This is a genomic window from Candidatus Tenderia electrophaga, from assembly GCA_001447805.1.
GTDB lineage: Bacteria > Pseudomonadota > Gammaproteobacteria > Tenderiales > Tenderiaceae > Tenderia > Tenderia electrophaga.
The window spans coordinates 1,970,977-1,986,361 of record CP013099.1 but is presented as its reverse complement, the minus strand read 5'-3'; the positions used below and the strand labels follow the sequence as shown (position 1 = coordinate 1,986,361).

Here is a 15,385-nt window from a genome sequence, read left to right as displayed (position 1 = left end):
CCCAGTCTATGACTGTACCGAAGTGGCCGAGTTAAGCGATACTTGATTTTTAGCCCTAAAATGCCGATCATACGGGAAGACGGGTAATTCCTGCGATGTGTCTGATATGTTCCCATCCATCGGTTGGCTAAGTATCAGGAACTTAGACATCACGGGGGCCGTCTAAAGGTTTATAAGAGCTAAATGGATTGGGAGTTCCCGGTCGGCGTTATGGCTTCGGTGTGATCACCGGGGCCTTTCGCTTTTATGGGCCTAGGGAAAACACTTTAACCCATACCCCTCGTATCCCGTGCCCACCCCTTGTCTGCCATTCTTGCTATAAAGCTTGTTGGCCAATATTTCAAAGGCGCTGTTCTCCTGCCCTGGCCGGATGATTTTCAAACCAATCGGCCGCGCTACCAAGTCAGCCAATTGCACCCCACTGAGTTGGTTTTTTTGTCTGCGAATATCATGCTCATGCAGCACCTGCATATCGTGGCCAAAGTGCTTGAATTTAAACCGGCTGAGTGCCGGCACAATCGCTTCAGCGTAATGTCGCTTATGAAAAATACAAAAGGCCAGCACAAACACTGGATATTCCGGATCAATACTGGTGAGACTATGATCGCCACTCTCATCCACATAAACGATGTAATCTGAAAAGTTACTTTCTGGCACACATCCCCCCCTTCTCTAGGCGATAAAATATCGCATATGGCCTATTCATCCAAGCGTGCGACCAATAGGTAGAACTGTAGGAGATTTATGATACGTTAGGAATATACTGGTGGCGAGCGGACGCCGATGTATGGATCGCTTAAATCAAGCCACCGCTCGCGCTTCACTATCTCTCTTCTACTCCAATCCTGCACGCAACTCCCGCTCAAATCCAAAGTGGGTGTCGGTCTCGCAAAACTTTCGGATGGCCGGCGCCAGCTCGGGGTTCTGTTTTGAATACCCGATCAGTTGCTCGATGATGCCCATAACGCATTCGCCGACGACGCCATCCGAATCATCCACCCCGTTCGCCAGCTTTTTATCGATGCGGGTGACGAGCTGCCAGAGATAGCGGGCATGCTCTTTTGTCGGCGGTAGTCTGCTGGCGGCTTCTGCGATCATGCCCGCGCCGGTGGCCAGTGATCACCGTCCGTGGCTTGTCTGGTTTGGTGGCTATACAGGCATTAGAAAATCCCCCCTACCCCCCCTTTTTCAAAGGGGGGGACTGTTGTGGTCACGGGCTTGGGGGCTCGGTATAGCGGCGCAGTTTGCGCATGGCGGCGGTGACGATGGGCTTGGCCTCTGCCAGGCTGGCGGGCGGTTGTTGCGCTTGGGGCTCAGTCGTTTTTCCGCAGGCATGCAACACGGCCAATGCCAGGGCCAGCACGTGTTTGCACAGCCTGCCGTGCTCCCCCAGGTAACAGGCGCAATCGCACTGGTCGATGCTGCGCTGAGACAGAATGACCTGATAGGGATGGGTGCCTTGCACGACGGCGCGATAGCCCCGCGGTGTTGCGCTGAGCTCTTTTACCTTTCCTGTTCGGTATAGGTCCCGGGCGCGGCGGTAGGTCGCGGCACTGTCTGCGTATTTGACGTCATCGAGGGTAAATTTCGGTGTCTGCACGGTTGGTTTCCCAAGACGCTGATTGCTGCAGGGCGCAAGTCGGTGTCGCTCGACGGGTACCCGAGCCGGCCACTCCAGGCTTATGAATGTAACCATTATGCTTATATAATTCAATGAGTAATTGAATTATTCTAATGTCGTTTTTAGCTATATGGTTGTTGGCAAATATTACCGGATACGCCAGCGAATGATATTCGGCGGCGTGGGTATAGAGGCCCCCAGTCATGTTGGGCGGTTCCCGGGTGGCTATACTGGAGTTATATCAATCCCCCCTAACCTTATGGCACTGACTTAAGACTCAATGTAGGGTGGGTGAGCGATTTTTGCGTAACCCACCGAGCATGGGCGAAGCAACACAACGTTGTTTCAATGAGTGCCCAACGGGCACGGCTGGTTTTGCATAAATCCCCCCTAACCCTTTATGCCCTGTGGGTGCCCTTTTTCAAAGGGGGGACTGTTGGAGTCAAGGACTTGGGGACGGGGTGCGAAGGGGGAACCGGTGCCTATGGCAAGACTGGCGCGATCAACCGCTTAGTGAAAAAATAGCGCCACGCAGTCACCGCGATTGCACAACAATAACAATGCAAGGAAGGGCAGCATGGACGAGCACGCCAAGGACTTTGATCAGATCCATCAGGATGAGCTGGAACGCATCAAGGAACGCCGCCGCCTCGCCGGCCAGGACGAGGGCGATCCGGCTGTGGATGCGGTGGGCCTGGCCCTGTCGGGCGGCGGGGTGCGCTCGGCCACCTTTAATCTGGGGCTGTTGCAGGCGCTGCACCGCTGCGGGCTGCTCAAGCGGGTGGATTATCTCTCCACCGTCTCGGGCGGCGGCTTTATCGGCGCCTCCCTGACCTGGTTCATGTCTTATCTGGGACGGGACTTCCCCTTCGGCACTTCACGCCAGGACCGCGGCTCGGACATCCTGTATTGGTTGCGTGCGCGCGGCAAGTATCTGACGCCCGGCGATGGCTTGACCGTATGGGCGCTGATCGGCGCCATCCTCACCGGCACCTTGGTGAGCCTGCTGGTACTGGTGCCGGTATTTCTGTTGCTGTTTGTACTGCTGATCAATATCGACCTCGGCACCGCGCCCTTCTTTCCAACCGTCGATGGGCGCCATGTTGCGGACAACAACCTGTTTGCCTGGTTGTTCACCTTGGGCGTGCTGGTGCTGGCCGGCTACCTGGTCTATTCGCTGGTGTTCGCGGTGAGTACCCGCTGGCCGGCGGCACGGCGCTGCATGTTTCAGCGCAAGGTGCGCGAGCGCGCCGGGCTGGCGCTGATGCTGGCCGGCCTGGCACTGGTGTTGGGGACGCTGCCGTTGGTCTATCAATATCTCGCCCAGCACGCAGCGCAATGGCTCGACGCCATCATGTCATCGGTGTCGCTCTCAGGTGTGGTCTCCCTGTTCGCCGGCTTTAAGGGAAGCAAGAACGGCAACGAGGCCAAGGGCGGACGCTCGGTGTTGCTGAGCCTGGGGTTGAGTCTGCTGGTATATGGGGTGTTTCTCTGGTTCTACCACCTCACCTGGCACATGGACAATATCGGCTGGCTGGGCGCCGCGCTGCTGCTGTCACTCATCCTGGCCTTGAACGCCAATATCAACCATGTCTCCATGCACCGTTTCTATCGCAATCGATTGATGGAGGCCTACCTGCCCTGCACCGTGGCGGGCGTGCCGCAGGAGCAAGCCGACGCCTGCCTGTTGCACGAGATCCCTCAGACCGCAGCGCCCTATCACCTGATCAACACCAACATCCAGCTGGTGGGCTCCGACACGCCGGAGTACAAAGAGCGCGGCGGCGACGGCTTTATCCTCTCGCCGCTGTATTGCGGCGCCCCGAGCACCGGCTATGTCCCTTCGTCGGAATACGTCGGCGGCAGCTTAAACCTAGCCACTGCCTTCGCCATCTCCGGTGCCGCGGTGGCCCCCAACACCTATGCCACCCGCTCGCGGCCGTTGATCTTTCTCATGACCCTGCTCAACGTGCGCCTAGGCTATTGGATTCGCAATCCGCGTCGCCCGGCCACCAAAATGGGCAAGTGGTCGCGGCCGTGGTGGTACATCTATATGTTCCGCGAGCTCACGGGTCGTTTTCTCAACGAGAAGCGCATGCACATCCATTTGTCCGACGGCGGCCACTTCGAAAACCTGGGCCTGTATGAGCTGATCCGGCGCCGCTGTCGCTACATCATCGTCGCCGATGCCGCCGCCGATCCGGACTGGACCTTCCGCGACCTGTCCCAGGTGATTCAACGGGTGCGGGTGGACTTCGGCGCCCGGGTGGAGCTGGACACCGCCCCGCTGCAGCCCGACCCGGTCAGCGGCCGCTCTGAGCAAGCCTTCATCCACGGCCGCATCACCTATGTGGACGGCAGTGAGGCGGAGCTGTTGTTCGTCACCACCACCCTCATCGACGGCCTGCCCGAGGACATCTACGGCTACCGCCGCGCCCATCCCTCGTACCCGGACGAAAGCACCGGTGATCAGTTCTTCGACGAGGCCCAGTTCGAGGCCTATCGCGAGCTCGGCTTTCAGATCGGCCATCGGCTGTGTAACGAGGACGATGACGAGCCGCTGGCGGCGGCGTTTCGGCGCGCGCATCGGTTAAAGCCGGGGCAGGTGGAGTGAGGATGTCAGGGCCCGTTCCAAAGGGGGTTACGGAATCACGCATTGTCCAAGCCGGCGCCCCCGACATTGCCGACCATCCATGGAAAAATATAAAAAGTTCATAGCCTTGCATATAAAACTTAAGCTGAAATCACACGCCGAAGCAGCGCCCCCACACTCTTGATTAAAGACAAATCAAACTTATTTGCGCTTTATCAATGCGCCCGCAACACTCCCATTTTTAAATTGGTTTTCTATAGTTGTGAATAAGCATCTGTTTGATGTGCCGACGCTGGGCATGTCAGTGAGATTCAGAATAAGCAATCAAAACCAGGTGGAAGGACGCTACCATGAAACCGGAACAACACGACCAATTTACCCCTAATTCCAGTTATACATCAGGCCTCAACCGGGTCGAGATTCAGGCCCAGGACGACAAGCACACGCCCCCCGTCTCCGCGCTGGAGCGCTGGCTGTTGCGCAAGGTCATCCGCGAGATCGGCGATCCGCCGCTGCGCATCGTATTGTGGGACGGCAAGGAGTTGTTCCGCACCACCCCGGAGCCCAAGACCGGGGTCATCATCCATGACCGCAGTGCCCTGCGCCGTCTGCTGAGCAAACCCAGTCTCAATTTCTGCGAGTCGTACTGCAGCGGCGACATCGATGTGGAAGGCGAGCTGCTGACCTTCCTGGAAATCTTTCATCAGTGCCGGCTGACCGCCACCGCCGACACAGGGATATACAAACGCCGCCTGGCCGATCTGTGGGGCCGCTCCAACGCCAACAGCCTGAGCGGCTCGCGCGAAAACATCCACCATCACTACGACATCGGCAACGATTTCTATCGTCTGTGGCTGGATACGGAAATGCAGTACACCTGTGCCTATTTTCCCGCCCCCGACATGTCCCTGGAGGCGGCCCAGGCCGCCAAGGTGGATCATGTCTGCCGCAAGCTGCGGCTGCAGCCCGGCGAAACGGTGGTCGAGGCCGGTTGCGGCTGGGGCGGCACCGCCCTGCATATGGCGAAGCACTACGGAGTGAATGTCAGGGCCTACAACATCTCCCACGAACAGGTAGAGCTGGCGCGCCAGCGCGCCCGCGAGGCGGGGCTGGCGAATCAGGTGGAGTTCGTCGAAGACGACTACCGCAATATCCAGGGCGAGTTCGACGCCTTCGTCTCCATCGGCATGCTGGAACACGTGGGTGTGGAGCACTACCGCGAGCTGGGAGACGTCATCAACCGGGCGCTGCGCCCCGACGGCCGCGGCCTGATCCACAGCATCGGCCAAACTCAGTCCGCACCGCTCAATCCCTGGATCGAAAAGCGCATCTTTCCCGGCGCCTATCCCCCCACCCTGCGGGAGATGCTGGGGATCTTGGAGCCGTGGGCGTTTGCGGTGCAGGACGTGGAGAACCTGCGCCTACACTATTCCAAAACCCTGGAGCACTGGCTGGCGCGTTATGAACAGCATGAGGCGCAGGTCAGGGAGATGTTCGACGACGAGTTCGTGCGCGCCTGGCGGCTGTACCTGGTCTCCTCCATCGCCGCCTTCAATACCGGCGCGCTGCAGTTGTTCCAGGTCATGTTTACCCGGCCGGGCAATAACGACTTACCCTGGAGCCGGGCCCATCTATACGCGGACAAGACCTGAGGAGCGCAAGCATGGAGCATTATGATGTGCTGATTGTAGGCGGCGGACCGGCCGGCTCCACCTGCGCCAAACGCCTGCAGGCGGCGGGCCTGGACGTGCTGGTGCTGGACAAAAAACACTTCCCGCGCGACAAGGTGTGCGCCGGTTGGGTCACCCCGGCGGTGATCGACGCGCTGGGCTTCGACTGCGAGGATTATCGCCGGGGCCGCGTATTGCAGCCGTTCTACGGTTTCCGTACCGGCACCATTGGCGGTGCGCAGGTGACCACCGACTACGACCAAGTGGTGAGCTACGGCATCCGCCGCTGCGAGTTCGACCATTACCTATTGGAACGCTGCGGCGCCCGGCTGGAACTGGGCCAGCCCATCAAACAGATCGAGTGTGCAAACGGCCGCTGGCAAATCAATGCGCGCTTCAGCGCGCCCTTGTTGATCGGTGCCGGCGGTCATTTTTGCCCGGTGGCGCGGGCATTAGGCACCCGCCTGGGCAGCGACGAGCACGTCATTTCGGCCCAGGAGGTGGAGTTCGAAATGACACCGGCCCAGGCCGAGCGATGCGCTGTCGATGCCCATCGCCCCGAGCTGTTTTTTTGCAATGACCTGAAAGGCTATGGCTGGGCGGTGCGCAAACAAAATGTACTCAATGTGGGCCTGGGACGCGAGGACAATCATCGCCTCGGCCAGCACGTGGCGGCGTTTCGTCAGTTTCTAATCGATAGCGGCCGCATTCCCAGCGACACACCGGAGAAGTTCCACGGCCACGCCTATTTACTCTCCCGCCAGAAACAGCCGCGCCCCTTGGCGACCCACCACGCCCTGCTCATCGGCGATGCCTGCGGCCTGGCCTATGCGCAAAGCGGTGAAGGCATCCGACCGGCGATCGAATCGGCGCTGCTGGCGGCGGATATTATTGTCGGCGCCGACGGCGACTATCGCCGCGAACGGCTCAAGGAGTACGAAGACAAGATCGTCGCCCGCTTCGGCCAGCGCCAGGCCGGTGGCGACACCCTGGGCTGGCTGCCCGACGGATTGCGTCATCTGGCTGCGCGCAAACTGCTGGGCTCGGCCTGGTTCAGCCGCCACGTGCTGATCGAGCGGTGGTTTCTCCATACCCATCAAGCGGCGCTGCCGGCGCAGCTAAAGATCGCTTAATTCGCTGCTCGCCTCGGTTTTTAACTTTTTAAGATCGATGCCCAGCAGTTCGGCCAGGTCTTCGTCTTTACTGGCGAAGGTCTCGATCTCGCGCACCAGTGCGTCATAGGCCTCTTCGCTGCGCGCGATGTCGCGACTGCGATGGCCTTCCTTGATCTTGAAATCGCCCGGGTATTCGGCCATGGGTTTGTATTTTTCCGCGCCCATTTGCGCCCCGAGCGAGCCCGCCTCCTCCGTACCGCCGGGCAGATTCATATTGGCGATGCCGCGCCTACCGAGAAACTGGCCCGACATGGCCTCCATCTCCTCCAGGGTCAGGGCCAGGGGTTCAACCTCTGGGGCAGAGTCGTCCAGGATTGTTGACTTGCAACACAAAAAGCCCACGGTGCGCGAGTATTTCTTGGTGATGTAATCCTGCAGGTGATCGGCGGAGGCGATCAGGGAACGGCCGCTTTGCACGAAATCGATCAGTAGCAGGTCACGGCCGCGCAGCACTTCCTTGCTCGGAATGAAGTTGTCGAAGTGGCGCTCCAGTTCGGCCAGCTGCGTGCCGGTCAGCGGTTCGGATAGACCCAGCTGGCCGCCGTCCCGGCGGCCCTTGGTGCGATGGCTGAATTTGCTCAAGGGCATGTTGCTGGCCGGCACGCCCGTCGCCTGCATGAAGGCGATGATGGGGGTGGGGCTCTTACCCAGGCCGATATAGTAATAGCGATCGGGCGGATAAAGCTTCATCAATTGGGCGCTGAAGTCACGGATCTGCTCATATTCCTGTGCTTTGAGCTGCCGCTGGATAACAGTGCCGCTGCTTGGGTGCCGCGTGAACCGCAGCGGCGCGCTACGCTGGTTGAGCCCGTCCATAAGTCGGCGCTGCACCTCCGTGGCGGGACGCCGGTCTTCAATGCTGGCCAGGTCCGCCAGCTGTGTATGCTTTTGCGGGGGATTGGTATGATAAACCCGTTCCTCTGGCTGTGCGTGTAATTGCTGTTTCATGCAGATCCTTTGCTTGACGCGGCCGCACCCTGGCGCAAGGGCAAAGTATATGCCATGGCGCGGGCTCAAGCGCAATAGGACCTCACATGATCAGGTCGGACCCGCGATTATTTTCGCGGTGTCTTGAACTCCTTCAACGGCTCATTCCAATCGCCGGCCTTGGTGTCGGTGACCTCGGTGCCGAAGTCATCGGCATTGCCGATGTCGGTGGCACCGGCCCAGCTTTCCGGGGGCTCGGCCAGCGCGATGGCCATCTGGTACCAATCGTCAAAATCGACCTCCTCCACATCGCCGTCGAAGTGCTGAAGTTCCACCGTGCGCCCGTCCTGGTCGACCGCGACAACGCGGAAGCGTTGTCCCTTGTCCAAGTGTTGATACCAGTTGTCGACGACGGGATCGATACTATGTGCCATGACGAATTCCTCCTAAGCGAATTTTCTAAAGCTTAGCGCAGCGCAGGCCGGCCTTCATTGACAAATCTTAATTGCACGGTCGACTCGACTGGGAGACTGTGACTACAATAGACCGACACCAGATCAAACAGATAACCACAACGATGTTCCGCTATCGCCGCTTATTTTCTCTATACCTTTTTTGTATGGTCATCGGCGTCAGCCAGGAGGCCTATGCCTTGCGCTGCAACGGTGGACTGATCACGGTGGGGGATGCAAAGCTGACGGTGGAGAAAAAGTGCGGCGAACCCACCTGGGTCGACCGTTGGGGCGAACAGATCGTGGCGCTGCCGGACACCGATTTTGAGCGCAGCATCAGCCGTATCAACGAACGCTGGATATACAATTTCGGCCCCACCCGCTTTCTGCGCATCATCAGTTTCCGCGACGGCAAGGTCACCCACATCGACACCGGCAGCCGCGGCTTCACCGTGGTGCCCGGCATGCAGCGCTGTGATTTCAGCAGTTTGTCGCTGGGCGACACCTCGGCGGAAATCCGCGCCTTGTGCGGCGCGCCGGACCAGCAGGAACAGCGCTTTGAAACCCTCTCGCGCCCCATCGAAGGCGGGCGGCAGCAGGTCTCCGTGAGCGTGGATGAATGGACCTACAATCTCGGCCCCACCCGTTTCATGCGCGTGCTTACCTTTCGTAACGGGATGTTGACGAATATAGAAACCGGCGACCGCGGCTTTAACTAATCCTGCCTTTCCGCCCGCCAATGCAGGCGCAACCGTCCGTCCCCGAGCGAGGTCACCCGGGTCCCCAAGGCCTCACCTTCTCGGTTCAAGACCTGCAGCAGCCACTGCGTCTCTTCGGCCGAGGCGCGCATGACCCGCAGGTTCTTGATACGCGTGGCGTGCAGCTGAAAATCAACCAGACGACCGCTGGCCGGGTTTAGGCGGGGGAAGTACATCAGACCCAGATCGCCACGGTACTGCGCATGACCGCCGATGCCTTCATAGTCGTTAAGAAAATCGCCGCAGCCATACAGAATGGGCCGCCCCCGATACACCTCCATGCCCTTGACGTGATGGGAGGAATGGCCATGAATGAGATCAACGCCGGCCGTGTCGATCAGGGCATGGGCAAAGCGGCGTTGTTCCTCCGGGATGGCATAGCCCCAGTTGCCGCCCCAATGGATGGAGGCGATGACGATGTCGCCCGATTGTTTGAGTGGATTCACTTGGGCGGTGATACGGTGCACAGTGGCATCACTCAGGTCGGGCATAGGTTGACGCCCGGACGTTCTGCGGTGGCGCGCCAAGCGGGGGAAATACCGCTGGACGCCAGCCCATAGGAGAATACCCGCACGCGCACCCCCGCCCCGACATCCAAGATGGCGGGGGCGGCGGCCGCACTCGCCGTGGCCCCGGCGCCGGTGCTGGGGATGCCGGCCTCGGCGAGCGTGGCCAGGGTCTGTTCCAACCCGGCATACCCCCAGTCCAGCACATGATTGTTGGCCAGGACACAACAATCGATCTTGGCCGCCGTCAGGCAGTCAATATTGTCAGGATGCATGCGATAGTTGATGCCCTTGGGCCAAGGCTCATTGTGGCGGGTGACGGCGGTCTCGAGGTTGATAATGCGCGCCTGCGGCGCCACCTGAGCCAACACCTCCAGCGCCTCGCCCCAGACATAGGTCGGGTCCACTGCACGTGGCACCGGGCCATGGGCCCGTTCTGCCAAGGCGACATAATCGCGGGCATCCTTGACATAGGACTCGTACAGACGGGGCTGAACGGGATGGGGCAGGATCTGATCAATACCGCGGCCGGTCATCACGTCGCCGCACAGGAACAGGGTGACGCCGGCGCGAGTCCCAGCGGGATCGCGGTCCTGCCCCTGACCCCGTAACGGTCGCGCACCCCCGGCCACGGCTAACAGACCCAGCAGGCGCAGAAAACGGCGTCGGTCCAAACGCGGTCCCTTCTCATGGCCGGTCTAGTCGGGACAAAAACACACCGTTGCGCCCCAATCCGGGTGTTGTTGCTTGGCGTGCGCTCGGCAGTCCTGGCGCGCCTGGGCGATGGTGTTGGCGTAGAAGTGTTCATGACAGACACGACAACGACAGAATTTGGGCTCTTGCCGGGGCAAGTCATGCGCTGTTGTTTTGTCATCCGCCTGCATGCTGGCCCGACCTAGTGTTGATAAGTGCCGACCAGCTCGACACTGTCGACGATATGCCCCGCCATGGCTGCCTCCACCTGGGGCTTGGTGGGCGAGCTGAGATCGGGCAGGGTCTTGTCCAGGGCGTACAGCTTATGAAAATAGCGATGCCGTCCCCGCGGCGGACAAGGCCCGCGATAACCCCTCTGTTTCCAGTCATTCAACCCTTCCAGCGCGCCCGGGGGCAGCTCGGCACTGCGCTGGCCCTGAGCCAGGCCCGTGGCGGACGGGGGCAGGTTGTACACCACCCAATGCACCCAGGTCATTTGCGGCGCCGCCGGGTCCGGGGCGTCGGGGTCGTCCACGATCAAGACCAGGCTCTTGGCCTGCGCCGGCACCCCGCCCCAACTCAGCGGCGGTGACAGGTCCGCACCATCGCAGGTGAATGGGCGCGGTATCTCGGCATTGGCATCAAAGGCCGGGGAAGAAAGCGCTAAGGCCATGGTGACCTCCTTCAGAACAGTGTTTCCGTTGGCGTCAGGTCGAGGACAGGCGGGTTTCCTCCCGCCTGTCGGCGTCGAAGAGGCTCAGTTCCCAGTGCTGGGTCGACTCATCCTGGCGCAGGATGTAGATCCCCCCGTCATCCCCCCTGAGCTTAAAATAGCGGTGGTCCGGCCCATACCACTGGTCGATCACCTCCTGCACCTGGATCAGGCGTTGACCCAGGGTGAAGCGCTGCGGTCGCTGATCGGCGCGGTAACCGGCATAGCACTCCACATGGATCTCTGTCACCGCCACTGGGGGTTCACCTTGTCCTTGTCGTCGACCGAATTCGATTTGGAAATCCACCTATCCAGTGTAGACGCCGACAAGACGGTTGCCAGCACCGCGCGACCGCATCGGGTCTCACCCCGCTCCGAACCCGCTCCGAACGAAGCGGGGGTGATGTTGCGGAGCGTGGATCAGCCCGTCTGCACCTCGATCTTGCGCGGTTGGTGCTCCTCGCGCTTGGGAATGCGCAGCGTCAGCACGCCGTCTTTCAGATTGGCCGTGATGTTCTCCCCGTCCAGCTCGCGACTGAGGGAGAAACTGCGCTGATAGCGGGTGGAACGCACATCGGCATGCAGCGCCTCCATGCCCTGGGGCACCTCGAGGGCGGAACTGCCCTGGATGGACAGGCTGTCTCTGTCCACGTCCACGTCGAGCCGATCCTTGGACACACCGGGCATGTCGGCCAGCAAGGTGATGCCGCGCTCGTCTTCAAAGATATCCACCGGCGGGCGCAGGGCGTATTCCATCTCCTGGCCCGCCTGCACGGCCTTGCCTGCCTGGCTAGTCACGTCTTGTGTTTCGCTCATGATATTTCCCTCCTGCTGCGTTACTGGACTTCGATCTTACGTGGCCGGGATGACTCACGCCGTTGAAGGGTGACGTGTAGCACCCCATCCTGATACTTGGCTTGGACCTTATCCGGGTCCACATCCTCGGGCAGGGTCACCACCCGACGAAAGGCACCGTTGAAGCGCTCCTTGCGGTAATAATTGACGCCCGTCTCGGTGTCCAGCTTACGCTCACCGGCCAGGGTCAATAAGTTTTGCTGAATGGAAATATCCAGACTCCGGGGATCTACGCCGGCGGCAAACAAATAGACATCCACCTGCTCCTCGGTGCTGCCGATATTGATGGGCGGATAGGCCTCCCGCCCCAGGGCGCGGATACCACTGGGCATGGGCGAGGCCGAAAACAGCTGGTCCATTTCCCGTTGCAGACGGCGGAAGTCATCGAAGAGACCGCCGCCTCGATTGGCAATATTGGTGAACATGTCCACACCTCCTTTTGAGTTGCCTGATTGTGTCGATGCTTACTCTTCAAACATAGGGGTGGGCGCTGGGTTTTCAAGGTGAGGTTGAGGTGGGTGTGAAGCCCTCGAGCCGGACCGTCTTGCCCACCGGGAAGGTGACGAAGCGCGAGTCCGTCAGGGATCGTGCGGCCTGGCGCAGACGCGCCGGCGGCTCATCGATGGGTTCGGCGGTCAAGGGAAAGGCCCCCCAATGGATCCCCAGGGAGAAGCGGGCGCCGATGTCACGGTGCAGCTGCACCGCCTCCTCCGGATTGACGTGCATGTCCTGCATGAACCAACGCGGCGCATAACCCCCCACCGGTATCAACCCCAGATCGAAGGGGCCCAGGCGGCGCCCGATCTCGGTAAAGATCTTGGCGTTATAACCGGTGTCGCCACCGAACCAGAAACGAAAGTCGTCGACCTGCACCGCCCAGGCCGCCCACAACTGTTCATAGCGATCGAACAGACCGCGCCCGGTCCAGTGCTGGGAGGGCGTGGCGATAACCTGGGCACCTGCGACCTGGCGCCTATCCCACCAATCGAATTCGATTACATTGGTGACGCCGCGCTCGGCGAACCAGGCCTGATATTCCAGCGGCACCAACCAGGTGGCTTGATCGCCGATCGCCTCCACTGTGCATTCGTCCAGATGGTCATAATGGTTGTGCGAGATCAGTACGATGTCGATTTTTGGCAGCTGTTCAATGGTCAGGGCCGGTGCCGTGACGCGCTTGGGGCCAACAAAGGAGAATGGCGAGGCGCGCTGCGAAAATACGGGATCAGTGAGGATATTGAGCCCGGCATATTGCACCAGCACCGTGGCGTGCCCGATCCAAGTGATCTGAGGCACATGCGGGGGCGGGTTCATGATCCGATCCAGGGACGCCGGCCGCGTCGGCACCCGATCAGCCGTGGCCTGGTAGTCGGCCCACTGCGCGTCACCAAACCAGCGCATGCGTAGATAAGAAAAGAAACTGCGCTCTGCGGGCGCCAGATAGGGATTGCGAAAACCTGTCTCGGTATGGTGAGCGGGCCGGTCGGCCGCGCTACCCGTCTGCGCAGTTGTCTGAGACGTGCTGCAGGCGGTGAGCACAGCGAGACACATGCACAAGGCCACGATCGCCGCACCACTCGCTGCGCCAAAACACCCTGTCGTGACCCATTTGTTCAAGGGCATGCCCTGTCATCCAATTTGCCGCACTTAGCCTGGTAAGATACAGATCGAGTCGCGCCCTGAACAGCATCCGCCCGAGCTTGGTACTGCCTGGCAGCAACAACTATGTTTGTTGACTGGCACACAAGGGCAACAAGGTGTGTTTGTTATGGCGAGCCCCCTATCCGGCGCACTGAAACGCAGCACCCGCCGCACTGTTGGCCACGGTCTTCACAACCGCTCACATATATGCCGAAGAGTACTTTCCAGCGCCCGCCTTTGTCACCTTGAAGGCATCGGATCAGGTGGCGCGTTATCCCCACCCCCGACATCGAGATACCCCACAATCTGGACCTCATCCAAGGATGAGAGCCGCGAAAATCGCTGGACCTGTATGGCCGTCACCGCCGACAACCAGGTCACGGTCATCGACAATCAATCTTGGCCGATCGCCAAGACCTTCGAGGTGGCCAGTTTTCCCTTTTGAGTGGCGCTGCAGGATAACCCCTAACCGAGGCCTCAGCTTTACAACGACACTGGCCAGCGTTAAAGACACAAGGCCTTTATTATTGACAGGACACCATATCGGGTCTATCAATCTAGACGCTATAACCTCCTAGGGGGGTGGTAAGCATGCTCGATTTAAGCGCGCCCACAGCCGATGCCGGGTGCCTGCTCCGCCTGTTCGGCGACCGTTTCGTCAACGTCTCCGCGCCGCAGATCAAGGCCCCCAACGACGCCTCCCGCTCCCTACCCACCAACGCCGGCTATCGTCCCGACGACGACCCCACGGCGGGCCCGGCTATCAGCAAGGTCCATCGCTTCTCCACCTTTATCGTCGACGGCAAACGTGATCTGGTCCAGGAAGTCATTGACCTGGTCAAGAACCTGTTGGACAAAATCAGCATCGGCTCCGCCGCCAATATCGAACAGGCGATCACCGATTTCGTGCAGCAGGTGCAGGACCTGCTCAGCGACGCCGAGATCGTCTGGCGCCAACTCGTCGACTGGTCCTATGCCAAGGACAAGCCGGCCGGCAATGCGTCTTACGTATTCGACCGCAGCGTCGACGCCGCCGCCAGCAGCACGGATCTGGTGACCTGGACCATCGTGGTCCGCAGCACCGTCGAGAATCGCACCTTGGGTGCCGACATCAGCTTCGACAAGGCCGACCTGATGCCTGGCTCCGCCGTCCTCAATACGACTCAGCGCGCCTATGTCAGCTCGCCGAAGGATCGCATCGACGTCAGCGATGAGATCACGGTGACGGTAAAGTTCAACGGTGCCGGCGACAAGGCCAAGGAAATCTTTCGCCGCCTGCAGGCCATCGTGCGCCAGACCATCCAGTTTGCCCAGACCGCCACCGGCGGTGGTACGAATACCAGCGGCGGTAATCTGGTGGATCGCATTGCGGACACACTGCCGACGCCAGCCGATGTGTTTTTCCGTCTGGGGGTCTTCATCAACGGCTTTGGCGGCGGCACTGCAGCACCGCAACAGCTCTCGGCCAGCGCCATCGACGCCCAGGTGCGCAGCCTGTTCAACAACTGGATCGACTTTATTACCTCCACCCTCAGCGAGGAGGAAGCGCAGGTGCGGGTGAAGGCCCTGCAGCACGACGTCAGCTGTGTAACCACAACCGAGATGACGCGTCTCATCGAAGAGCAGACCAAACATGTGCTAGACGAACAACTGCGGCGTCTCAACCTGCCCGTCGGTGAGCGACTACGGCTGGAACTCGACCCCGGCCTGGAGGGTGAACGCGCGTTTGAAGCGATTCCATCGACCGAAACCGACATCCGTGGCTAGGGCCTGTTAACACTA

General features: G+C 60.2%; 15 protein-coding genes and 1 pseudogene. 5 read left to right on the top strand and 11 right to left on the bottom strand.

Translation table 11 applies throughout. The annotated features are described in order from the left end of the window. Positions 1–252: 252 nt before the first annotated feature. The 3 genes from Tel_09110 to Tel_09100 form a co-directional block, all read right to left on the bottom strand. Positions 253–657 (bottom strand): hypothetical protein, encoded by a 405-nt coding sequence (locus tag Tel_09110; protein ALP53302.1) that lies wholly within the window; start codon positions 655–657, stop codon positions 253–255. Between the two features lie 177 nt (positions 658–834). Then, positions 835–1,098, bottom strand: coding sequence for a hypothetical protein (locus Tel_09105; GenBank protein ALP53301.1), 264 nt, complete (start codon positions 1,096–1,098; stop codon positions 835–837). A 112-nt stretch (positions 1,099–1,210) separates the two neighbouring features. Beyond that, complete coding sequence (locus tag Tel_09100; GenBank protein ID ALP53300.1) at positions 1,211–1,465, bottom strand: hypothetical protein; 255 nt, start codon at positions 1,463–1,465, stop codon at positions 1,211–1,213. Positions 1,466–2,198: 733 nt separating this feature from the next. Here Tel_09100 and Tel_09095 point away from each other — a divergent pair. The 3 genes from Tel_09095 (at position 2,199) to Tel_09085 (ending at position 7,017) form a co-directional block, all read left to right on the top strand. Beyond that, positions 2,199–4,235: a hypothetical protein gene (locus Tel_09095; protein ALP53299.1), complete on the top strand. Its 2,037-nt coding sequence runs from the start codon at positions 2,199–2,201 to the stop codon at positions 4,233–4,235. Between the two features lie 329 nt (positions 4,236–4,564). Next, the gene (locus tag Tel_09090; GenBank protein ID ALP53298.1) at positions 4,565–5,866 is read left to right on the top strand and encodes a cyclopropane-fatty-acyl-phospholipid synthase; all 1,302 of its coding nucleotides are present in this window, start codon (positions 4,565–4,567) and stop codon (positions 5,864–5,866) included. A gap of 11 nt (positions 5,867–5,877) precedes the next feature. Then, on the top strand, positions 5,878–7,017 hold the full coding sequence (locus Tel_09085) for a geranylgeranyl reductase (protein ID ALP53297.1): 1,140 nt from the start codon (positions 5,878–5,880) through the stop codon (positions 7,015–7,017). Here the strand turns inward: Tel_09085 and Tel_09080 are convergent. After that, positions 7,003–8,007: a hypothetical protein gene (locus Tel_09080; GenBank protein ID ALP53296.1), complete on the bottom strand. Its 1,005-nt coding sequence runs from the start codon at positions 8,005–8,007 to the stop codon at positions 7,003–7,005. The genes Tel_09085 and Tel_09080 overlap by 15 nt on opposite strands. 107 nt (positions 8,008–8,114) lie before the next feature. Continuing rightward, positions 8,115–8,420, bottom strand: coding sequence for a hypothetical protein (locus Tel_09075; GenBank protein ID ALP53295.1), 306 nt, complete (start codon positions 8,418–8,420; stop codon positions 8,115–8,117). Positions 8,421–8,563: 143 nt separating this feature from the next. Between Tel_09075 and Tel_09070 the strand changes: the two genes are divergently transcribed. Further along, positions 8,564–9,157, top strand: coding sequence for a hypothetical protein (locus Tel_09070; protein ALP53294.1), 594 nt, complete (start codon positions 8,564–8,566; stop codon positions 9,155–9,157). Here Tel_09070 and Tel_09065 read toward each other — a convergent pair. The 6 genes and pseudogenes from Tel_09065 to Tel_09040 all read right to left on the bottom strand — a co-directional run bounded on the left by Tel_09065 (position 9,154) and on the right by Tel_09040 (position 13,363). Then, positions 9,154–10,238, bottom strand: a pseudogene (locus Tel_09065) (poly-gamma-glutamate biosynthesis protein). The gene Tel_09070 and the pseudogene Tel_09065 sit on opposite strands and share 4 nt — an antisense overlap. Positions 10,239–10,597: 359 nt before the next feature. Further along, positions 10,598–11,068, bottom strand: coding sequence for a hypothetical protein (locus tag Tel_09060; GenBank protein ALP53293.1), 471 nt, complete (start codon positions 11,066–11,068; stop codon positions 10,598–10,600). 34 nt (positions 11,069–11,102) lie between these two features. Further along, positions 11,103–11,363: a hypothetical protein gene (locus tag Tel_09055; GenBank protein ALP53292.1), complete on the bottom strand. Its 261-nt coding sequence runs from the start codon at positions 11,361–11,363 to the stop codon at positions 11,103–11,105. Between the two features lie 164 nt (positions 11,364–11,527). After that, a complete protein-coding gene (locus Tel_09050) occupies positions 11,528–11,863 on the bottom strand; it encodes a heat-shock protein (protein ALP54796.1) in 336 nt (111 codons plus the stop codon). Positions 11,864–11,943: 80 nt separating this feature from the next. Then, positions 11,944–12,387: a heat-shock protein Hsp20 gene (locus tag Tel_09045; protein ID ALP53291.1), complete on the bottom strand. Its 444-nt coding sequence runs from the start codon at positions 12,385–12,387 to the stop codon at positions 11,944–11,946. A gap of 73 nt (positions 12,388–12,460) precedes the next feature. Beyond that, complete coding sequence (locus Tel_09040) at positions 12,461–13,363, bottom strand: hypothetical protein (protein ALP53290.1); 903 nt, start codon at positions 13,361–13,363, stop codon at positions 12,461–12,463. Positions 13,364–14,194: 831 nt separating this feature from the next. Between Tel_09040 and Tel_09035 the strand changes: the two genes are divergently transcribed. Then, the gene (locus tag Tel_09035; GenBank protein ALP53289.1) at positions 14,195–15,370 is read left to right on the top strand and encodes a hypothetical protein; all 1,176 of its coding nucleotides are present in this window, start codon (positions 14,195–14,197) and stop codon (positions 15,368–15,370) included. Positions 15,371–15,385 lie beyond the last annotated feature (15 nt).